This is a genomic window from Grimontia celer (assembly GCF_900055185.1).
Lineage (GTDB): Bacteria > Pseudomonadota > Gammaproteobacteria > Enterobacterales > Vibrionaceae > Enterovibrio > Enterovibrio celer.
Window position 1 is genome coordinate 305576 of the sequence record NZ_FIZX01000003.1, and the last position, 21159, is coordinate 326734.

The 21159-nt window shown below is 49.0% G+C and carries 20 protein-coding genes and 1 rRNA gene; 14 read left to right on the top strand and 7 right to left on the bottom strand.

Translation table 11 applies throughout. The annotated features are described in order from the left end of the window. Window positions 1–60 precede the first annotated feature (60 nt). From GCE9029_RS26950 to GCE9029_RS20080, 3 genes are all read right to left on the bottom strand, one after another. Window positions 61–1362 carry a methyl-accepting chemotaxis protein gene (locus GCE9029_RS26950; protein ID WP_062666302.1) on the bottom strand — a complete coding sequence of 434 codons (1302 nt, stop codon included), beginning with the start codon at window positions 1360–1362 and terminating at the stop codon, window positions 61–63. A 219-nt stretch (window positions 1363–1581) separates the two neighbouring features. After that, window positions 1582–2856 carry an HlyC/CorC family transporter gene (locus GCE9029_RS20075; RefSeq protein ID WP_062666304.1) on the bottom strand — a complete coding sequence of 425 codons (1275 nt, stop codon included), beginning with the start codon at window positions 2854–2856 and terminating at the stop codon, window positions 1582–1584. A 146-nt stretch (window positions 2857–3002) separates the two neighbouring features. Continuing rightward, window positions 3003–3800 carry a cytochrome C assembly family protein gene (locus GCE9029_RS20080; protein ID WP_062666306.1) on the bottom strand — a complete coding sequence of 266 codons (798 nt, stop codon included), beginning with the start codon at window positions 3798–3800 and terminating at the stop codon, window positions 3003–3005. Window positions 3801–4062: 262 nt separating this feature from the next. On the opposite strand from GCE9029_RS20080, the gene ffh reads away from it, so the two are divergent. The 10 genes from ffh (at window position 4063) to tyrA (ending at window position 12441) form a co-directional block, all read left to right on the top strand. Beyond that, a complete protein-coding gene (gene ffh / locus GCE9029_RS20085; protein WP_002540066.1) occupies window positions 4063–5439 on the top strand; it encodes a signal recognition particle protein in 1377 nt (458 codons plus the stop codon). A gap of 221 nt (window positions 5440–5660) precedes the next feature. After that, on the top strand, window positions 5661–5909 hold the full coding sequence (gene rpsP / locus GCE9029_RS20090; protein WP_002540065.1) for a 30S ribosomal protein S16: 249 nt from the start codon (window positions 5661–5663) through the stop codon (window positions 5907–5909). A gap of 31 nt (window positions 5910–5940) precedes the next feature. Further along, window positions 5941–6468 carry a ribosome maturation factor RimM gene (gene rimM, locus GCE9029_RS20095; protein ID WP_046306468.1) on the top strand — a complete coding sequence of 176 codons (528 nt, stop codon included), beginning with the start codon at window positions 5941–5943 and terminating at the stop codon, window positions 6466–6468. 37 nt (window positions 6469–6505) lie between these two features. After that, window positions 6506–7261, top strand: coding sequence for a tRNA (guanosine(37)-N1)-methyltransferase TrmD (gene trmD, locus GCE9029_RS20100; protein ID WP_062666308.1), 756 nt, complete (start codon window positions 6506–6508; stop codon window positions 7259–7261). Window positions 7262–7287: 26 nt separating this feature from the next. Then, window positions 7288–7641, top strand: coding sequence for a 50S ribosomal protein L19 (rplS, locus tag GCE9029_RS20105; RefSeq protein WP_002540060.1), 354 nt, complete (start codon window positions 7288–7290; stop codon window positions 7639–7641). 117 nt (window positions 7642–7758) lie between these two features. Continuing rightward, complete coding sequence (yjjG, locus tag GCE9029_RS20110; RefSeq protein WP_062666310.1) at window positions 7759–8433, top strand: pyrimidine 5'-nucleotidase; 675 nt, start codon at window positions 7759–7761, stop codon at window positions 8431–8433. A gap of 220 nt (window positions 8434–8653) precedes the next feature. Beyond that, on the top strand, window positions 8654–9229 hold the full coding sequence (locus GCE9029_RS20115; RefSeq protein ID WP_062666312.1) for an HdeD family acid-resistance protein: 576 nt from the start codon (window positions 8654–8656) through the stop codon (window positions 9227–9229). Between the two features lie 71 nt (window positions 9230–9300). Next, window positions 9301–9684 carry a DUF2799 domain-containing protein gene (locus GCE9029_RS20120; RefSeq protein ID WP_062666314.1) on the top strand — a complete coding sequence of 128 codons (384 nt, stop codon included), beginning with the start codon at window positions 9301–9303 and terminating at the stop codon, window positions 9682–9684. Between the two features lie 547 nt (window positions 9685–10231). Beyond that, complete coding sequence (locus GCE9029_RS20125; protein WP_062666316.1) at window positions 10232–11308, top strand: 3-deoxy-7-phosphoheptulonate synthase; 1077 nt, start codon at window positions 10232–10234, stop codon at window positions 11306–11308. A gap of 5 nt (window positions 11309–11313) precedes the next feature. Then, complete coding sequence (gene tyrA / locus GCE9029_RS20130) at window positions 11314–12441, top strand: bifunctional chorismate mutase/prephenate dehydrogenase (protein WP_002540055.1); 1128 nt, start codon at window positions 11314–11316, stop codon at window positions 12439–12441. Between the two features lie 242 nt (window positions 12442–12683). On the opposite strand, the gene pheA is transcribed toward tyrA, so the two are convergent. The 3 genes from pheA to bamD form a co-directional block, all read right to left on the bottom strand. Next, window positions 12684–13856, bottom strand: a complete 1173-nt coding sequence (pheA, locus tag GCE9029_RS20135; protein WP_002540054.1) for a prephenate dehydratase — start codon at window positions 13854–13856, stop codon at window positions 12684–12686. A gap of 272 nt (window positions 13857–14128) precedes the next feature. Beyond that, window positions 14129–14470 carry a ribosome hibernation-promoting factor, HPF/YfiA family gene (gene hpf, locus GCE9029_RS20140; RefSeq protein WP_002540053.1) on the bottom strand — a complete coding sequence of 114 codons (342 nt, stop codon included), beginning with the start codon at window positions 14468–14470 and terminating at the stop codon, window positions 14129–14131. A gap of 365 nt (window positions 14471–14835) precedes the next feature. Continuing rightward, a complete protein-coding gene (bamD, locus tag GCE9029_RS20145; protein WP_002540052.1) occupies window positions 14836–15567 on the bottom strand; it encodes an outer membrane protein assembly factor BamD in 732 nt (243 codons plus the stop codon). 196 nt (window positions 15568–15763) lie between these two features. Between bamD and rluD the strand changes: the two genes are divergently transcribed. The 3 genes from rluD (at window position 15764) to clpB (ending at window position 20163) form a co-directional block, all read left to right on the top strand. After that, window positions 15764–16741 (top strand): 23S rRNA pseudouridine(1911/1915/1917) synthase RluD, encoded by a 978-nt coding sequence (gene rluD, locus GCE9029_RS20150; protein WP_062666318.1) that lies wholly within the window; start codon window positions 15764–15766, stop codon window positions 16739–16741. Between the two features lie 2 nt (window positions 16742–16743). Continuing rightward, window positions 16744–17481, top strand: a complete 738-nt coding sequence (gene yfiH, locus GCE9029_RS20155; protein WP_062666319.1) for a purine nucleoside phosphorylase YfiH — start codon at window positions 16744–16746, stop codon at window positions 17479–17481. A gap of 108 nt (window positions 17482–17589) precedes the next feature. Further along, window positions 17590–20163 (top strand): ATP-dependent chaperone ClpB, encoded by a 2574-nt coding sequence (clpB, locus tag GCE9029_RS20160; RefSeq protein ID WP_046308092.1) that lies wholly within the window; start codon window positions 17590–17592, stop codon window positions 20161–20163. 158 nt (window positions 20164–20321) lie between these two features. Here clpB and GCE9029_RS26390 read toward each other — a convergent pair whose 3' ends face one another. Beyond that, window positions 20322–20615 (bottom strand): hypothetical protein, encoded by a 294-nt coding sequence (locus tag GCE9029_RS26390; protein ID WP_157487842.1) that lies wholly within the window; start codon window positions 20613–20615, stop codon window positions 20322–20324. 194 nt (window positions 20616–20809) lie between these two features. On the opposite strand from GCE9029_RS26390, the gene GCE9029_RS20165 reads away from it, so the two are divergent. Next, window positions 20810–21159, top strand: a 16S ribosomal RNA gene (locus GCE9029_RS20165); the annotation flags it as partial.

The window sequence follows — 21159 nt, forward strand, 5'->3', positions numbered from 1 at the left end:
CGTTTGTGTCCGTGCAATAAAAAACGCTCCCGAGGGAGCGTTTTTTATTGGTTGTTTTCGTCAGGTTCCGACGTTTAAGCCGGATACGGTCTGCGCGACGTTTTCTGCACCGGAGCGGATTTCCTCCATGACGGAGGATGCTTCAGATATCTGCTGAGTGCCTTTCTCTGCCGCTTCAGATACGCTGGACATCTTTCGCGTGGCATCAGACGTTAAGTCGCGATTCTTCTTCACCACATCGGTAATTTCAGCCGTCGACTGGCTGGTACGCGCTGCAAGTTGTCTGACTTCATCCGCTACCACTGCAAAGCCCCGGCCTTGATCACCGGCACGCGCCGCCTCGATGGCAGCATTCAGTGCCAGCAGATTAGTTTGGTCAGCAATGTCACTGATGGTGGATAGGATAGCTTCAATGCTTTTCGATTGCTCATTGAGCTGGGTGATGGCGTTAGAGGTTTCCAGCACCTGGTCGGAAATCGATTGAGATGTCGCGACCGTTGACTCCAGAACACCTGCACCTCTTGTAGCAATCTCTGCAGTTTTGACCGACGTTGAGTATGCCACACCTGCAGCATCACGAATCGCGTGCTCTTGTGTTACTTTCTCGGTGATGTTGTTTGCGAACTTAACAACACGGACCACGTTGCCTTTGTCATCAAATACGGGGTTATAAGTCGCTCGGAGCCACAGAACATTCCCCATGGAATCCTTACGTTCAAACTGGCCAGCTTTGAAATCACCACTTGCGAGCTCTGCCCAGAAGTTAGGGTTATCCTGATAAAAATGATCAGGGCAGAACATCCGGTGATGCTTGCCTTGGATCTGATCGAGCGTATATCCCACTGCACCCAGAAAGTTATCATTGGCTTGGATAATTGTACCGTCAGGGTGGAACTCAATCATGGCCATTGATTTATTCAACGCTTCAAAGACAGCGGCCTGGTCATCAAGCCGGATTTTTTCTTCCGTCACATCGGCTGCGATCTTCATAACTTCAACCACAGTACCGTTTTGTTTTATAGGGAAGTAAGTGGCTTCTAACCAAAGTCGTTCGCCTTGCGCGTTTAATCGTGGCACCGTGCCGCTAATCACTTCGCCTGCACGTAGTCGCTCCCAGAACTTTTGATACTCGAAACTTTGACCGTATTCAGGGTCGCACAGCTCTCTGTGATGTTTTCCTGTCAATTGCTCGAGCGTAAAACCTACGGCGCCAAGGAATATGTTATTTGCGTGTTTGACGACACCTTCAGGTGTGAAGTGAATTGTCGCAACACTGTTGTTAATGGCATCTAAAAGGGCTTGGTTATGTGAAGCACTTGATTCCAGTTCTTCCAGTTGTTTTCTTAGTTTCCCGTTAAACATGATTGCTTTCCTTTCCCAGCAAGCACAAATAAATGGTGCAATAAATAACCGCGCATATATTGATTAAGCGCTTATTTAAAATTAGCTGATAATTTAGTCATTCGTGTTGAAAGTGAGATTACGGTTCATGAGAATTGGGAGCAGGTTTGCGCGGATCAGACAAAAAAATAGCCAGCGTCTGCTGGCTATTGTCGATTCTTGGTTAATGTAACCAGATGGTTAGGCTTTGGCACTTTTGGGTACAGGCAAGATTTTGACCTGTTTGATCATGTTCTCAGCCACTTCCACTATTTCCATTTGATGCCCTTCCACTTCGATGCTGAGTTGACTACTCGGGATATCTTCAAGGTGTTCCAGTATCAATCCGTTTAAGGTGCGGGGGCCGTCAGTAGGAAGCTCCCAATTCAGGCTCTTGTTGAGATCCCGGATATTCGCCGTGCCATCAATCATGAAACTGCCGTCTGGTAGGGCGGTAATTTCTTCAGCCAGACTTGGTGAAAGCGAGGTAGTAAATTCACCGACGATCTCTTCCAGAATATCTTCCAGTGTTACCAAGCCGATGATGTCGCCGTATTCGTCGACAATCATTCCGATACGTTGTTTGTTACGCTGGAATTTCAGCATCTGGACGTTCAACGGTGTGCCTTCCGGAATGTAGTAAACCTCATCCGCCGCGCGTAACAGGTTCTCTTTGTTGAACTCGTTTTCCACCATCATCCGGTAGGCTTCACGTACCCGCAGCATGCCAACCACTTCATCAATGTTGTCGCGATACAGCACCATGCGGCCATGCGGCGCATGGGTGAGCTGTCGCATGATGGCTTTCCAGTCATCATTGACGTTGATACCGGTGATTTCATTGCGCGGCACCATGATGTCATCCACGGTGATTTCTTCGAGCTCCAGAATCGACAGCAGCATATTCTGGTGACGGCGAGGGATAAGGCCGCCAGCCTCATTCACGACTGTACGAAGCTCTTCAGAGCTAAGGTTGTCTTTTCCGCTGTGATCAGTCGCAAGCCCCAGAATTTTAAGAAAGCCATTAGTAATGCCATTGACCACCCAAACCAGTGGATAAAGCGCTTTCATCAAAACATTGAGTAAAAGGCTACTGGTGTAGGAAACGCGTTCTGGATAGAGCGCTGCGAGGGTTTTTGGTGTTACCTCTGCAAACACGAGGATAACAAGGGTAAGGCCACCGGTTGCAATCGCGACGCCGAGATCGCCAAACAGGCGCATGCCCAGAATGGTTGCGATGGCGGAGGCGAGAATGTTGACCAAGTTATTTCCGATGAGGATCAGGCCAATCAGCCTGTCTGGGCGTTCAAGCAGCTTTTCTACGCGCTTGGCGCCTTTGTGCCCTTGCTTGGATAGATGCCGAAGCCGGTATCGATTTAATGCCATCATGCCGGTTTCGGAGCCGGAAAAATACGCAGAAATAAAGATGAGCAATACCAAAACGGTCGCTAGCGTTCCCGTCGATATGTCGTCCAAATTGCAAGTTCCTTCTTGTTTGGTTCAACCCTAATTAAGGGCAAGAATTTGCGTCCATGTCAAACATTGCTGCGCAAACTTTATACACAAACGCCCCGTTAGGGTAAAGAAAGCCTATAAAAAGGGGCGTCTGAATTGAGAGACCGTTAACCTGCGATAATCACTTCGCGGACAAAGCGGCTGCCAAAATAGGCGAGAGTTAGGAGAAATGCTCCCACGATGCTGATCCAGATAACGCGGCGTCCGCGCCATCCTGATTGATAATGCCCCCACAGCAGCACGCCGTAGACAACCCATGCCATCGCAGACAGCACGGCTTTGTGGGCTTTGCCCTGAGCAATCATGTCCTGCACAAACACAAGACCAGTCAGTAACGTCAGTGTCAGCAGAACTTCACCAATCAGGATGATGTTGAAAAGCTGTCGTTCAACAGCCATGAGTGGAGGCAGGTTAGGGTTCATCACCAGCTTCTTCTTATTTTTCAGCTGGTGGTCGAGCCATGCCAGTTGAATGGCATATAAAGTGGCAATCATCAGTGTGGAATACGAGAAGAGCGCCAGAGAAATGTGTATCAACACTTCTGGATGTGCTTCTAGGTGAGTAATAAACGCACCAGGCAGCAGCGTCGCCGCGGTTAGATTGATGGCTGAGAAGCTATAAACCACAGGCAATAGCACCCAAATTCTCATCCTGAACATGAGCCCGGTGGTAATCGCAGCAATGATAAAGCTGATAAGGGACGCGACATTGAGAATACTAAGGTTCTGTCCACCGCCTGACAGAATGAGATCAGAAAGCAGGTAGGCATGTAGCACCAACGCACCAGAAGCACTCAGAAACACCGAGCGGGCTGGGATCTGATTCGGGCCGGACAGGCCGGGAATGATTTGCAAAAGCGCCGCGAAATAAAGCAAAGCAGCGGTAAGTGCTAAAAAGATATCCATGTGTCTTTCAACAACATCGCGTCAAAAAGGAAGGAATCAGTATACCTTGCGCAACTGAGAGTCGCTATCAACTCGGACCGATCTTTGAGATTACCCGCGACAAATTTTAGGAAAAGTGCCTGCAAGCCACTTTAAAACTATCGTTAAAGGCAGCATGTAAGCAGCAGCAATAATGAGATATAATCGCGCCAATTTTGTGTTTATCGCCACCTGACAGGATTTCGGGTCACGTGGTGCCATCGCGTAGATAAGCGAGTAGGACATGTTTGAAAACCTAACGGATCGTCTATCCCGTACGCTGAAAAACATCAGTGGTCGCGGTCGACTGACAGAAGACAATATAAAAGACACGCTGCGTGAAGTACGCATGGCGCTGCTGGAAGCGGATGTTGCGCTGCCAGTGGTTCGTGACTTCGTGAAGAAAGTAAAAGAAAGCGCAGTTGGACTGGAAGTGTCGAAAAGCCTGACTCCAGGTCAGGAATTCATCAAGATTGTTCAATCTGAACTTGAAGCAGTGATGGGTGAATCCAACTCTGAGTTGGATTTGGCAGCGCAGCCACCGGCTGTGGTACTGATGGCGGGCCTGCAAGGTGCGGGTAAAACCACCAGTGTCGGTAAGCTGGGTAAAATGCTCAAAGAGCGCCACAAGAAGAAAGTGCTGGTGGTCTCAGCTGACGTTTATCGCCCAGCGGCGATCAAACAGCTGGAAACGCTGGCGGGCGATGTGGGCATTGATTTCTTCCCATCAACGCCGGACCAAAAGCCGGTTGATATCGCCAGTGAAGCATTGGCGCACGGCAAGCTGAAATTCTATGACGTGGTCATTGTCGATACCGCAGGTCGCCTGCACGTCGACGAAGAGATGATGGACGAGATTAAAGACGTCCACGCGGCAATCAACCCTGTTGAAACCCTGTTCGTGGTCGATGCCATGACAGGTCAGGATGCGGCAAATACTGCTAAGGCCTTCAACGATGCGCTGCCACTCACCGGTGTGGTACTGACCAAAGTGGACGGTGATGCACGTGGTGGTGCGGCGCTGTCTGTTCGTCATATTACCGGTAAGCCAATCAAGTTCCTGGGTGTAGGTGAGAAAACCGACGCACTGGAACCGTTCCACCCTGACCGTGTTGCCAGCCGTATCCTTGGCATGGGTGACGTGCTGTCACTGATTGAAGATCTCGAGCGCAATGTCGACAAAGACAAAGCCGAGCAACTGGCGAAGAAGTTTAAAGAGAAGAAAGGTTTCGACCTTCAGGACTTCCGCGACCAGCTTCAACAGATGAAGAACATGGGCGGTATGATGGGGATGCTCGACAAACTGCCGGGCATGTCAAACCTGTCGGATGATGTGAAAAACCAAGTGGATGATAAAATCTTCGTCCAGATGGAAGCCATCATCAATTCCATGACGCCGAAAGAGCGTGCACGTCCAGACCTGATTAAAGGCTCACGTAAAAAACGTATCGCCGCTGGTTCAGGTACTCAGGTACAGGACGTTAACCGTCTACTCAAGCAGTTTACCCAGATGCAGAAGATGATGAAGAAGATGCAGAAGGGCGGCATGAAGAACATGATGCGCAATATGAAAGGCATGATGGGCGGCATGGGTGGTGGCGGTGGTATGTTCCCGCGCTAAACCGCAATAAAACCTATTCTCCGGTCAGATGAAAGACGCTGGCTGGGATTCGATAGAGCGACGGAATCGCTAAGTGATTGAAGTCCAGTTACTGCTGATGCTTTTTTAGCTAAAGCAGTTGCATTCGATCACAGAAAGCGTAAAATTCCGGAGCTTTATTTTGGCACGAGGCCCCGTATTAGCACGGGGCCAATTTAATTTAGTAATGCAAAGAGGACGATATGGTAACCATTCGTTTGGCACGTCACGGCGCTAAAAAGCGTCCATTCTATCAAATCGTTGTTGCAGACAGCCGCCAAGCTCGCGACGGTCGCTTCATCGAGAAAGTAGGTTTCTTCAACCCAGTTGCACAGGGTCAAGAAGAGAAGCTGCGTCTGGACTTGGACCGCGTTAACCACTGGGTTGGCGAAGGTGCAGCTGTTTCTGACCGCGTAGCTAAGCTGATCAAAGACGCTGCTAAAGCTGCGTAATTGATTAGTGTCAGGGTTGAAAGAAAAAGAAATGAGTGAGCAAGAAAAGGTTGTAGTAGGCAAGCTAGGTGCTTCTTATGGCATCCGTGGCTGGCTCAAAGTTTTTTCTTACACTGAAAACGCTGAAAACATCTTTAGCTACACACCTTGGTTTATCAAAGTGCGTGGCGAATGGCAGGAATTCAGTCTTGAAGACTGGAAACGCCATGGTCAGGGTTATGTAGGCAAGTTGAAAGGTCTGGATCAGCGTGAAGACGCTCAGGCACTGACAAATGCTGAAATCGCTATCAATGCAGAAGTATTGCCTTCGCTGTCAGATGAAGAATTCTACTGGCGCGAACTGTACGGAATGGAAGTGGTGACAACCAAAGGGTACAACCTGGGTAAAGTCACGGACATTCTGGAAACGGGCTCTAACGATGTATTGGTCATTCAAGCGAACCCGAAAGATGCTTTTGGCCAGAAGGAACGTTTAATACCGTTCCTCGATGGGCAAGTCATCAAGTTGATTGATCGCTCTGCTCAACGGATCGAAGTTGACTGGGATCCTGGATTTTAATTCCCCCAGTAACATTTAAAGCAATGGGAGTGGAAAAATGTGGGTTGGTATAATCAGCCTTTTTCCTGAAATGTTCCGTGCTGTTACTGAATTTGGGGTAACTGGCCAGGCGGTTAAAAAAGGCCTGCTCGAGGTAGAAACGTGGAATCCCCGCGATTTTACCCACGACAAACACCGGACGGTTGATGACCGCCCATATGGTGGAGGCCCAGGCATGTTGATGATGGTTCAGCCTTTGCGCGATGCCATTCACACTGCCAAGAAAGCCGCTGATGGCAAGGCGAAAGTGATTTACCTTTCACCTCAAGGCCGAAAGCTTGACCAAGCAGGTGTTGAGGAGCTGGCGCAGAACGAGAAGTTGATTCTTATCTGTGGACGCTACGAAGGGGTAGATGAGCGCATTATACAAACCGAAGTCGATGAAGAATGGTCTATCGGGGATTTTGTGCTCAGTGGCGGTGAGCTGCCAGCCATGACGTTGGTTGATGCGGTTGCCCGGTTTGTACCGGGTGTCCTCGGAGACTTTGCGTCAGCGGAAGAAGACTCTTTTGCAAATGGTTTGCTGGATTGCCCTCACTACACACGTCCTGAAGTGTTGGACGGATTGGAAGTACCTTCGGTACTGAAATCTGGAAATCATAAGGACATTCGCCGCTGGCGATTGAAAGAATCGCTGGGCCGTACCTGGCTCAGAAGACCAGAGCTCCTGGAAAACCTAGCTCTGACTGACGAACAGGAATCACTGCTTGCTGAGTTCATTAACGAACACAGACAAGTACCTAAAGATATTTAGTATCAGTTTATTCTAGGGTATAGAAAATGAGTAACATCATCAAAGCGCTCGAAGATGAGCAACTTAAACAAGACGTTCCTGCGTTCAACGTAGGTGACACTGTTGTCGTTCAAGTTAAAGTTAAAGAAGGACAGCGTGAGCGTCTGCAGGCTTACGAAGGCGTTGTAATCGCTAAGCGTAACCGTGGTCTACATTCAGCATTTACCGTTCGTAAGATCTCTAGCGGTGAAGGCGTTGAGCGTGTATTCCAAACTCACTCACCAGTTGTTGACAGCATTACTGTTAAGCGCCGCGGTGCAGTACGTCGTGCCAAACTGTACTACCTGCGTGAGCGTTCTGGTAAGGCAGCTCGTATTAAAGAGCGTCTGGCTAAGAAATAATCGCTCCGGCGTTTATACCCGAAAGGGAAAGAAAGCCCGCCTGTTTAGGCGGGCTTTTTCTTTTTCTGCAGACGGAAAATGCGTGCCATAATACGGGCTTCACGAAGGAGATATAACGTGCAGTACGATTGGATTTTATTTGACGCTGACGAGACCCTGTTTTCTTTCGATGCTTTCGCGGGTCTTCAAGCAATGTTCAAAACCTTAGGCGTTAACTTTACCGAGCAGGATTTTGCAGAGTATCAGACAGTCAACAAGCCGCTTTGGGTGAAATACCAAAACGGTGAAATCTCAGCGAAACAGCTTCAAGAAGACCGTTTTCTTTTGTGGGCTGAACGCTTGGATATCGCGCCGACTGAGCTGAACCGCCGCTTTCTCGATGCCATGGCGGATGTTTGTGAACCTTTGGAAGGTGTACGTGAAACCCTGCCTTTGCTGGCGCAACATGCCAAACTCGGTATCATCACTAATGGCTTTGTGCAGCTTCAACAAATCCGCCTCGAAAAAACAGGGCTTCAGGAGTTCTTCGACTTGGTGGTCATTTCAGAACAAGTTGGCTTTGCTAAGCCTGATGTCGCTATCTTTGATCATGCCCTCAATAAAATGGGTCACCCTGATAAAGCGCGCGTCCTGATGATTGGCGACAATGCAGATTCCGACATCCTTGGTGGCATCAATGCGGGCATCGACACTGGCTGGCTGAATGTTGATGGCAAAGTGAAACCGGAAGGTATTGAACCAACTTTTACTGCCACTTCATGGGCAGATATTCGTACTCAATTATTGGATTAATCTTCAGGCTGTTTGGGTTTATCCGTGCAGCTATAGTCCTGAGCTGCACCTATCCATTCCTCTTCAAAAGAAATTTGAGCTGCGTTCCATAAGCTAACCATCTCATACTGGGTTGCAAACTTAGCACATCACAGTCAACTAAATAGCGCTTCACTCTCAACATGCCGAACGCTGGTGTTTTGCGGCGTCTCGCCAAAACAAATACTGAGAGGAAAGCACAATGGAACCAACAGACACGCTACAAAAACAGTTGGTTGGAGCGCTATCGAGAAATTGGTGGGTGTTGTTATTGCGTGGTATCGCGTCCATTATTTTCGGCTTAATGCTCTGGACCTTGCCGACGGAAGAGTCGGTGGAAACACTTATTCTGGTATTCGGTATTTTCGCATTTGTGGACGGTGCACTTCAGGTGTGGACAGCCATTATGGAGCGCAAAGAACGGGATAACTGGGTGGTACTGATGCTATGGGGCGTGGTCGGGATCGCGGCCGGGATTATGACGTTTACTGTGCCGGGACTCACTGCGGTTGCCTTGCTGTTCTACATAGCCGTTTGGGCGATAGTGAAAGGCGTGCTGGAGATTATCGCCGCGGTCAGGCTTAGGAAGGAGATTGCCGGAGAGTGGCTGCTTATTCTCGGAGGTATTATTTCCATTCTGTTCGGTGGCTTTCTGATGTCTAATCCCGCTGCAGGTGCGACGGCCCTTATATGGGTGATTGCGATGTACGCGTTTATTTTTGGTGTCTTGTTTGTGGCACTTTCCTTTAAGCTCAAGGGATTAAAAGAAAATGCATGACACCAATTCTGCACCTTTCCCCTGAATCGGTATATAGTGACACTTTCCAAATCAATCTTAAGGAACACAGGATGTTGAAGAAATCCTTCGTGTCACTGGTTGCGTTGATGGTCGTTGGCTGCGCATCCGTTGGAGATGCAGAGTCTTTAGTGAAGAAAGGCGATTGGCAGGCAGTAGGTGAGCAGGATGGCCTGAGAGGTATCCCTTCCCGTTCAATGTCTGATCTGAATGAACTGGCACAGCGTGCTGGTGGGCAGAATGTCGATGTAAGTGATTACGAGTCTGGCTACGCGGAAGGTGTTGATCGCTATTGCAGCCTGGACAATGCCTATGACATTGGTTTGTCGGGCATGCAGTATTTGGGGGTTTGTGCCAACAGACCTGATGGTCTTCGCTTTCAAATGCAATGGCAGAGAGGTTTTGAGGACTTCCAATCAGCTGACCAGACTTTCTGATTGACCGAGGGGCTGTTGACCTTTGGTGGTTAAATTTTGTTCTGGCTCTAAGCGTTTTAGGCGCGGCGAGGTGTATGCCGCCTAGTCATTCTAAGCAAATACACCTCAACAAAGCATAAAACGCTTAGAGCAGAACCCTTCGGGCAGCGTTTGTGGGGAGTTTCTGCTGCGTTATCGGCTTCTCATGTAGGCCAGCTACACATCGAAGCCTCTGCCTTGCATAAAATCCCCACAAACTGCTGCAAAAATCATCACCAAAGGTCAACAGCCCCTATCAAAATAGCAACCCCAAGCAAAAAGGCCTTTTCGAAAGGCCTTTTTCTATTTTGTACGCCAAGATTTACAAAATTGTTGCCAGTATGCCGATTGATGAAGTCAATGAAATAGCCTTTAAATTTGCCCTTTACACTGCGGTGTAAATATTAATTTACGTTGTTATTTTATCTTTACGATCTATTGCATTCATCTCTCAGATTGTTATTGTATGGGCAGTTGCGTGATAAATACCCATTCAATGCGCAAAATAGATTCAGAAAGGAAAAATGTCATGGAAAGAGATCTGCTTACTAACGTACACATTCAGGACGAAACGGTTCTGATTACCCCTGACCAACTGCGCAGCAAGCTACCTGTAAAGGAAGAGACGCTGGCCTTTATTTCAAAAGCGCGTCAGGAAATTGCAGATATCATCCATAAGAAAGATCACCGCCTTTTGGTAGTGTGTGGTCCTTGCTCGATTCATGATACTGATGCGGCGATTGAATACGCGAGAAACCTCAAGGCACTTTCAGAAACCCTGAACGATCAGATTTACATCGTGATGCGAGTTTACTTTGAAAAACCACGCACCACGGTTGGCTGGAAGGGACTCATCAACGATCCAAATTTGGACGGCTCTTTCGATGTAGAAGCGGGTCTTCACAAAGCCCGTGAACTGCTTATTACACTGGCAGACATGGGCCTGCCACTGGCAACAGAAGCCTTGGACCCAATCAGCCCGCAATACATTGGCGATCTGTTCAGTTGGGCGGCGATTGGCGCGCGCACGACAGAATCTCAAACTCACCGCGAAATGGCGAGTGGCCTTTCCATGCCAATTGGCTTCAAGAACGGTACTGATGGCAGCTTGGCAACGGCAATTAATGCGATGAAGGCGGCTGCATCTGGTCACCGTTTCATGGGAATTAACAAAGAAGGTCAGGTTGCGTTGCTGACAACTCAGGGCAACCCAGATGGTCATGTGATTCTGCGTGGCGGCAAGCAGACCAATTATGACTCAGTTTCGGTGACAGAATGCGAAAATGAGATGAAAGGGGCAGGGCTTGAGCCGTCACTGATGGTAGACTGCAGCCACGCCAACTCTCGAAAAGATTTCCGTCGTCAGCCACTTGTCGCTGAAGATGTGTTCCACCAAATCCGTGAAGGAAACCAATCCATCATCGGCTTGATGATTGAGAGCAACATCAACGAAGGCAATCAGTCTGCGGACTTGCCGCGTGAAGAGATGGCTTACGGGGTGTCTATTACCGACGCATGCATCAATTGGCAGGATACTGAAAACCTGCTGCGCCGTGCCCATGAAGAACTGACACCTTTCCTGGAACAGCGTTTACAAGGACATTAAGCCACATGGTTGCAGAGTTGACCCAACTTCGGGATCAAATTGACGAAGTCGACAAACAAATGGTCGAGTTGCTGGCACGCCGACTGGAATTGGTCGCGGAAGTTGGCGAGGTGAAGAGCAAACACGGTTTGCCGATTTATGCACCGGATCGTGAAGCTGCTATGTTGGCATCACGTCGTGAAGAAGCTGCTTCTCGCGGGATTCCGCCAGATCTGATTGAAGATATCCTTCGTCGCACCATGCGCGAATCTTACGCCAGTGAAAACGATTCTGGATTTAAATGCCTGAACCCGGATCTGCGTTCTATCGTGGTGGTGGGTGGTCATGGCCAGTTAGGTAAAGTTTTCTGCAAGCTTTTCCGACTGTCTGGCTATGACGTTAAGGTATTGGGCTCGAAAGATTGGGACAAGGCTGAAGAAATACTCTCTGATGCGGGCATGGTGGTTGTCACCGTGCCTATCAATAAAACTGACAGTGTTATTCGCTCATTAGGCACGTTGCCCGATGATTGCCTATTGGTGGATCTGACCTCTATTAAGAGTGAACCTCTGCAGGCCATGCTGGAATCACACAAAGGACCAGTGGTGGGTTTGCACCCTATGTTTGGTCCGGATATTTCAAGTCTCGCTAAACAGGTGATTGTGTACTGTGACGGGCGAAATCCGGAAGCGTACCAATGGCTGCTTGAGCAATTCCGGATCTGGGGGGCGAGTTTGCATCGTATCAGCGCGATTGAGCATGATCAGGGGATGACGCTGATCCAGGCGTTACGCCACTTCACTTCGTTCGTGTATGGTCTGCATTTGGCGGAAGAGAATCCGAATTTGGAGCAGCTTACAGCGCTTAGCTCGCCAATATACCGCCTTGAACTGGCGATGGTGGGCCGATTGTTTGCTCAAGACGCGCAGCTTTACGGGGATATCATTATGTCTTCGACGCAAAACATCGACATGATTAAGCGTTTCCATGCGCGTTTTGGTGAGGCGATCAACCTGCTCGACAAGCAAGACAAAGAAGGCTTTGTTCAGGCGTTCAGCCAGGTGGAAAACTGGTTCGGCGACTTTGCTCCGCGCTTTATGAAAGAAAGTCAGAACCTGCTTCGTCAGGCGAATGACACCACGCACCGCGGTTAATACCAATCGTAGTAAATATCTGCTCATCCCAGCTTGTTAAAATGCTCGATAACTGCGTTGAAAAATTTGATTGTAGAATAACTACTTATCGAAATTTTTCGCCTTGTTCTCGAGCATTTTTCCTACGCTATTTCTGATCATCTACCTACTGTGATTGGTATAAGCTGCACGAGATAAAACAAAAGGAGCCAATTGGCTCCTTTTCTGTTTCTAGGGTCAACAGACTCTAGCATTGAGAATCGTTAAACGTCGATTTCTGTTGGGGCAACGTTCTCAATTGGGTAAGAGCCCAGTACTTTAATGTAGCGGGTGATCTTGGTGAGCTCTTCCAATGCTTCTTTCATCACATCCGTACGCATATTGCCTTCTACATCCACATAGAACATTTCTTCCCATGGGTTGCCAAGCACAGGGCGTGATTCCAGTTTGGTCATGTTGATGCCGTGATTGCGCAGCACCAGCAGACACTCCACCAAGGAGCCGGCAGATTGTCCGGTAGACATGATAAAGGTGGTTTTGGCTGGGATCAGCGCAGTGACTTCTACAGGCTTACGTGCGACGACGATAAAGCGGGTGTGGTTTTCCTGCTGATTGGCGATGCCGAACTTCAGCGGTTTCAGGCCATAAAGCTCACCACTTGCTGCATTACCAATCGCAGCCACATTTGGCTGGGCCATGGCTGCGACTTCTTTCATCGCTTCCGCGGTGCTGGAGCAATACTCTTGCTTAATACCACTGCCCAGAGATCTTACAAACTCACTGCATTGTTGATGCGGTTGCGGATGCGAATAAAGCACCTCGATTTGGTCAATCTGCGTGTCCACCGCGGTCAGGAGGCAGTGCTCAATCGGCTGGGTGATCTCTCCGACGATAGACAATCGGGTATGCTGAAGTTGGTCGTAAACATCATTAATAGAACCCGAGCTGGTGTTTTCAATCGGCAGCACACCGTAATCGGCATTGCCGGTTTCCACCATTTCCAGCACTTCTTTAAAGCTTGAGCACTGGATCTCTGCGAGCTTGGTATGTTTACGTGCAAAAAAGTTGCGGGTCGCCAGATTGGAGTAGGAGCCTTTGCCACCGAGGAAAGAAACGCGGGCAAGTGGTTGTTCATTGTCTGGGTTGGCAAGGCGTTGCAGGAATGCCTGTTGGTAGAGCACAGAGTCTTCAATAATGGTGTGGAAAATTTTGGTGACGTACTGTGGATCCAACTCGTGGGATTTCCCATTGGCAACCAGCTTCTCAAGCAGCGCCTGCTCACGTTCAACATCACGGACGGGTTTTTGGGTTTGGATTTTGCTTTTAGCGACTTCAAGACTCAGCTTACGTCGTTCTGCCAGCAGTGACAGCAGCTCTTGATCAATACGGCTGACATTCACCCGTATTTCATCAAGTGACAATGTTGGTTTACTCATTCCTTGTTCCTACTCATTATTCAGCGCCCAAAACAAAAAAGCCTCCCTGTCTGAGGGAGGCTTTCGGGAATCTGTCGTTATCGATGCTCGCCCTTACGCCCCACCTCTTCAGAAGCGGAAAAAGAAGCGAAAGAAAAACGAAGTGGTTTGTGACATCGATACTTTATCTTGTTGGTTCAATTATTGTTCAACCATATTGGGACGGCGTTGTCATGTCAAGACGAATCAGCCCCGCACTTGGCGGGGCTGACTGGTTTAATCCTCTGGATAGATTAGATAGCTTCAGATTCTTCTTCCGGTACTTCCACACCTGCATGGCTTGCGCGGCGTGCTTCGCCTTTGTGAGCTTGTTTGTTTAGCTGTTTCTCCAGTTTCTGGCCCACTTCATTGATGGCGGCATACATATCTTCATGCTCAGCGGAGGCAATCAATTTTGCACCTGGCATAGACACGCCAGCTTCTACTTTGAATTTGTTACCTGGTTCTTCACTGATGACAGCATGAGGGTTAATGAGAGCGACTTGCCATTTCTCTAGCTTTTCAAAACGAGACGTAATGCGATCGCGAATGGCAGGAGTGATGTCGATGTTTTTACCAGTAATTTCTACTCTCATAGATGTTTCCTCTTTTGCTTGCCCTTTGCTGGGCTCACATTCAGATTACGTTTCTGGAGAGGAAATAACGTGATCTAAATCACTTTTGTGTCGCGAAATTTTATTGGCCCGGGGATTTGTGATCCTGTGTTTAACTTCGGTTTAAAAAGTCCGGAAAGTGCTTGAATCGGGCAAAAGAAGTGGTGCAAGATGAAGAGGTTAAGGTCGCTAACGAACACTGAACGTTAGGGACTTTGTTCGTGCTAAAGAAGGCTTTGGCGAAGAATGCAGCAGTTCATTATTTCGCCCGGACAAACAATCTCACACCCAAATAAACAAAAAGCAGCCATCAGGCTGCTTTTTTCTTTTCAGTTTGAAGGGTGCTATTAGGCATCCACACCATTCAGTTTCATTAACTCTCGGGTTCGCTGAGCAGGCTCTTCCAGTTTCAGCTCTTCATAGGCTTTAAGCATCAACGGAAGAGATTTCTTCGCGGCATCCGTGTCTGGGAAATCGCGCTGGATTTGCTGACAACGGTTGATCACGGCAACCCAAGCTTCACGGCGAACATAGAAATCGGCAGTGGCGAGTTCGTAATCTGCCAGACGGTTCTTCAGCGCGACAAGGCGTTTTGCTGCATCAGCGGCGTAATCACTGTCCGGGTATCGATCCAGCAGGCGGCGGAAGTCCACAAACGCACGGCGCACTGGTTCAGGGTCGCGGTCTTCACGATCCATATTCAGCATATCATGGATGAAGCTTCTGTCTTGCGCCATGTTGGTCAGGCCGCGCATGTAGAGTACCCAATCCATCTCAGGGTGACCCGGGTTCATGCGCATGAAACGGTCAATGGTGGCTTCGCCTAAGGCCAGATCGTCATTTTTGTAGTAAGCGTAAATCAGATCCAGTTGAACCTGCTCAGAGTAGGCACCAAACGGATAGCGTGAGTCCAGGGCTTCAAGCTTTTGGATTGCGGTGTTCCAACTGCCTTCATTAAGGGAAACCTGCGCTTCCTGATACAGCTCAGAAGGCGGAATATCAGGGACAACTTCTTCCGTGCTTGAACATCCAGCCAGCAGGGAAATAGCAAGTAAAGAGGATAAAGTAAGGCGTTTCATTACTACAGTTGCTTCCTTGAAAGAATATTTTCAGCCTTTGCCATTACGGAGACAGCCGCAAAAAGCTACAATGGCGCGATTGTGGGCTATTCTACCCATCGACCAGATATAATACCAACTGGTAAACGTGACTGAGCCCGAGGGCTTACATCAATACCACTTGGTATTAGTCTCATTGAGAATCAAAAAGTTCGTTATGGCACAGCAGTTAGAGTTAAACAGCACAGTAAATGAGAATCAACTGGGTCAGCGTCTGGATCAGGCACTGGCAGAGTTGTTTCCGGATTATTCCCGATCACGCATCAAAGAATGGATTCTGGCCGACAAAGTAAGCGTCGATGGTGAGATCGTCAACAAACCACGTTTGAAAATGATGGGTGGTGAAGCCATCGTCGTTCAGGCAGAAATCGAAGATGAACAGCGTTGGGAAGCGCAGGACATTACACTGAACATCGTTTACGAAGATGACGACATTATTGTTATTAATAAACCGCGTGATTTAGTGGTACACCCTGGTGCAGGTTGCCCTGACGGCACTGTATTGAACGGTCTGCTTTTCCATTACCCGGATATCGCTGAAGTACCGCGTGCCGGTATCGTGCACCGTCTGGATAAAGACACCACAGGCTTGATGGTGGTGGCGAAAAATATCCCGACCCAAACACGTTTGGTTCGCGCACTGCAAAAGCGTAAGAAGTTCACCCGTGAGTACGAAGCGATTGCACTGGGTAACATGACAGGCGGTGGCATGATTGAAAAGCCAATCGGCCGTCACTCTACCAAACGCACACACATGGCTGTTCAGGAACTCGGTAAACCAGCGATTACGCATTACCGTGTGGTTGAGCACTTCCGTGCACACACCCGTCTGCGTCTTCGTCTGGAAACCGGCCGTACGCACCAAATCCGTGTTCACATGGCATACCTGAACCACCCTCTGGTAGGTGATCAGCTTTACGGTGGTCGTCCACGTCCGCCACGCAATGCCGGTGATGAGCTGATCCAGACTCTACGTCAGTTTGACCGTCAGGCACTTCACGCTGTTATGCTGCGTATTGAACACCCTACCACCAAAGAAATGATGGAATGGCATGCACCAATCCCAGATGACATGGTGAAACTGACTGAAGTACTGCGTGCAGATACCCTAGAGCACGGAGACGAGGACTACTGATCATGGATTGGATCACGCCAGACTGGCCCGCGCCTTCATGGATTAAAGCTGTTAGCACCACTCGTCAAGGTGGTGTCAGCTCTGTTCCTTTTGATAGTCTGAACTTAGGCGATCACGTGGGTGATGACAGTGATTTAGTGGTGAAAAACCGCCAAACACTGGCAGAAATGATGTCGATGCCGACATCCCCAGCCTGGCTGAATCAAGTTCATGGTACAGAAGTCGTGACTTTGCCTTTGGCTGTTGATGAGGTGCCGGATGCCGATGCCTCATTTACAGAAGCTCAAGGGCAGGTGTGTGTGGTGATGACTGCCGATTGTCTGCCTGTGCTTTTCTGTAATGAAGAGGGGACACAGGTGGGCGCGGCACATGCAGGCTGGCGTGGTTTGGTCAACGGTGTGCTGGAACAAACACTCAGTAAGTTTGATGAACCAAGTAAAGTGATGGTATGGCTCGGCCCTGCCATCGGCCCAGATGCTTTTGAAGTGGGTAGCGAAGTACGTGAGCAGTTTATGGCGCACAATGCGGCCGCCGAAAAAGCGTTTAAGCCACACAAGGATCGTTGGTTGGCAGATATCTACCTTTTGGCAAGACAGCGACTCCAATCTGCAGGTGTGACCCAGATTTATGGCGGAGAACACTGCACAGTCTCCGCTCCGGAAACCTTCTTCTCCTACCGTAGAGAAAATCGTACAGGCCGCCAGGCCAGCTGTATCTGGATCGGTACAGAACGCGATTAACCAAATCGACAAAAATTTCGCCACTCAACTTGAAATCAGCCGCAGCCGCTCCCATTTTTTCGTTAAGCAACATCAAAGCTATTATCGAAATTATTAAAGGGGGAGGCTATGCGCCTTGACCGATTTACCAGCAAATTTCAATTAGCCATCTCTGACGCTCAGTCACTGGCTTTAGGGCGCGATCATCAGTATATCGAGCCCGTGCACTTGATGGTGTCTCTCCTCAATCAGGACAGCAGCACCATCCGTCCTCTGATGACGCTCCTGAATGTGGATCTGACCCAACTACGCTCCAGTCTGAGTGAACTTCTCGACAAGCTTCCGAAAGTGACGGGCACTGGCGGCGATGTCCAGCTCTCGCACAGCATGGGCATGCTTTTTAATATGTGTGACAAGCTTTCCCAGAAGCGAAAAGACAAATACATCTCCTCTGAGCTTTTTATTCTGGCAGCCGTTGAAGACAAAGGCGCTTTAGGTGAATTGCTCAGAAGCCTTGGCCTGACAACCAAGAAAGTGGAAGACGCGATTGATAAAGTGCGCGGCGGTCAGGCTATTAATGATCCTAACGCAGAAGAAGCGCGTCAGGCGTTGGAAAAGTTCACCATTGACCTGACTGAAAAAGCCGAGCAGGGCAAGCTAGACCCTGTGATTGGCCGTGATGAAGAAATCCGCCGCACCGTGCAAGTGCTACAACGCCGTACCAAGAATAATCCAGTGATCATCGGTGAACCGGGCGTAGGTAAAACTGCCATTGTTGAAGGTTTGGCACAGCGTATTGTGAACGGTGAGGTACCTGAAGGGCTTCGTAACAAACGTGTGCTTTCTCTCGACATGGGTTCGCTCGTTGCCGGTGCGAAGTATCGTGGTGAATTCGAAGAACGTCTGAAGTCAGTTCTCAATGAGCTGGCGAAAGAAGAAGGTAACGTCATTCTCTTTATCGACGAAATCCACACCATGGTGGGTGCAGGTAAAGCAGAAGGTGCGATGGATGCGGGTAACATGCTTAAGCCTGCATTGGCCCGTGGCGAACTTCATTGCGTTGGTGCAACCACATTAGATGAATACCGTCAGTATGTGGAAAAAGATGCGGCACTTGAGCGTCGTTTCCAGAAAGTGCTGGTGGATGAGCCAACGGTTGAAGACACCGTCGCTATTTTGCGTGGTCTTAAAGAGCGCTACGAGCTTCACCATGCGGTAGAAATTACTGACCCGGCGATCGTTGCTGCTGCGAGTCTCTCTCATCGCTATATCTCGGATAGACAATTGCCAGATAAAGCCATTGACCTGATTGATGAAGCAGCGTCGAGCATTCGTATGCAAATAGACTCTAAGCCGGAGCAGCTTGATCGATTAGAGCGTCGTCTAATCCAGCTCAAGATTGAGCAGCAGGCATTGGCTAAAGAAAACGATGACGCAAGTAAGAAGCGCCTTGAATCCTTGCAAAGTGAAATTGACGAGAAAGAGCGTGACTATGCTGAGCTGGAGGAAGTGTGGAATGCAGAGAAAGCAGCGCTTTCCGGCACGCAACACATCAAGAGTGCGTTAGAGCAGGCACGCACGGATTTAGACATCGCGCGTCGTGCTGGTGACCTTAACCGCATGTCTGAACTGCAGTATGGCCGTATTCCTGAACTGGAGAAGCAGCTTGATCTAGCTAGTCAGGCGGAAATGCAGGAAATGACTCTGCTCAAAAACCGAGTGACCGACGCTGAGATTGCAGAAGTACTATCCCGTCAAACCGGTATTCCTGTCGCCAAGATGCTGGAAGGCGAGAAAGAAAAGCTACTTCAGATGGAAGATGAGCTTCATGGCCGGGTGATTGGTCAATCAGAGGCAGTCACCTCGGTGGCAAACGCTATTCGTCGTAGTCGTGCAGGCCTTGCTGATCCGAATCGCCCAATTGGCTCGTTCCTGTTCCTTGGTCCAACAGGTGTGGGTAAAACAGAACTGTGCAAATCACTGGCAGAGTTTCTCTTTGACAGTAGCGACGCCATGGTGCGTATCGACATGTCAGAGTTTATGGAGAAACATTCAGTAGCTAGGCTGGTGGGTGCACCTCCTGGCTATGTGGGATATGAAGAAGGCGGTTATCTGACAGAAGCAGTTCGCCGTCGTCCTTATTCTGTCATTCTGTTGGATGAAGTAGAGAAGGCGCACCCTGATGTCTTTAACCTTCTTCTACAGGTGTTGGATGATGGCCGTCTGACAGATGGCCAGGGTCGTACCGTTGATTTTCGCAATGCTGTGGTGATCATGACCTCCAACCTGGGTTCTGATCGCATTCAGGAACATTTCGGTGAACTGGATTACAACGGCATCAAAGCCATGGTGATGGATGTGGTGGGCAAACATTTCCGCCCAGAGTTCATTAACCGAGTCGATGAGTCTGTGGTCTTCCACCCATTGGGTCAGGAGCACATCAAGTCTATCGCCGGTATCCAGCTTGCGCATTTGGCAAAACGTATGGCTGAGCGTGACCTGAAGTTGGAAGTCACCGACGAGGCACTGACGCTTATCGCTGATGCGGGATTTGATCCGGTGTATGGGGCTCGCCCACTTAAGCGCGCCATTCAGCAAAGTGTCGAGAACCCGTTGGCACAATCTATTCTTCGCGGAGAAGTGAAACCAGGCTTGCCGGTGAAACTGATTGTCGAAGACGAGCAAATAAAAGCTGTGCAATAAAGACAAGCTTAAAGAGTAAGAACCTAAAGAGGCCCAATTGGCCTCTTTTCATTTATCTATATCCTGGTGCTTCCCTCGATTCTAAAAGTTACCCACAGCTTTTTGTGGGCTTAATGTGGGTAAAATGTGTAGAAATAAGCCTTTCGTGCAAAAGATACTCAAATGAAGACTTTTTCACAAAAAACTTCAAAAAAGCCCTTGCCAGAATTCGAGACCTCCCTATAATGCGCCTCATCGACACGGAGAGCGGCTCCCAACAAGGAAACGCCCACCGAATCGAAACGCGAAAACCTCATCATCAAAGCATTGAAAAATGCGGTGAAGAGGTGAGTCAACAAGGTGTTTTGAGGGTTGCGAAAGCAACGCTGAAAAATCTCAAAATTTCTTCTTGACTTCATCGCCCGGCAGCGTAAAATTCGCAGCCCTGACGGTGAGAAGCGACGCTTCTTCAAGTCAACGTTCTTTAACAATTTGACCTATGCAATCTGTGTGGGCACTCGTGATTGATAGACAAAAGATTTATCGATGTTTACTGAGTGACCAAACGAAAACTCTTCGGAGTTATCGGCACAGTCAATTCGTTTTGCTTCTGCTTTTTTAAAAGCGGAGACAAAACAACAACAGTATTTCATCGAGCCAAAAACTTTAATTGAAGAGTTTGATCATGGCTCAGATTGAACGCTGGCGGCAGGCCTAACACATGCAAGTCGAGCGGCAGCGACAACATTGAACCTTCGGGGGATTTGTTGGGCGGCGAGCGGCGGACGGGTGAGTAATGGCTGGGAACCTGCCTGGTAGAGGGGGATAACCACTGGAAACGGTGGCTAATACCGCATGATGTCTACGGACCAAAGAGGGGGACCTTCGGGCCTCTCGCTACCGGATGGGCCCAGTTGGGATTAGCTAGTTGGTGGGGTAAAGGCTCACCAAGGCGACGATCCCTAGCTGGTTTGAGAGGATGATCAGCCACACTGGAACTGAGACACGGTCCAGACT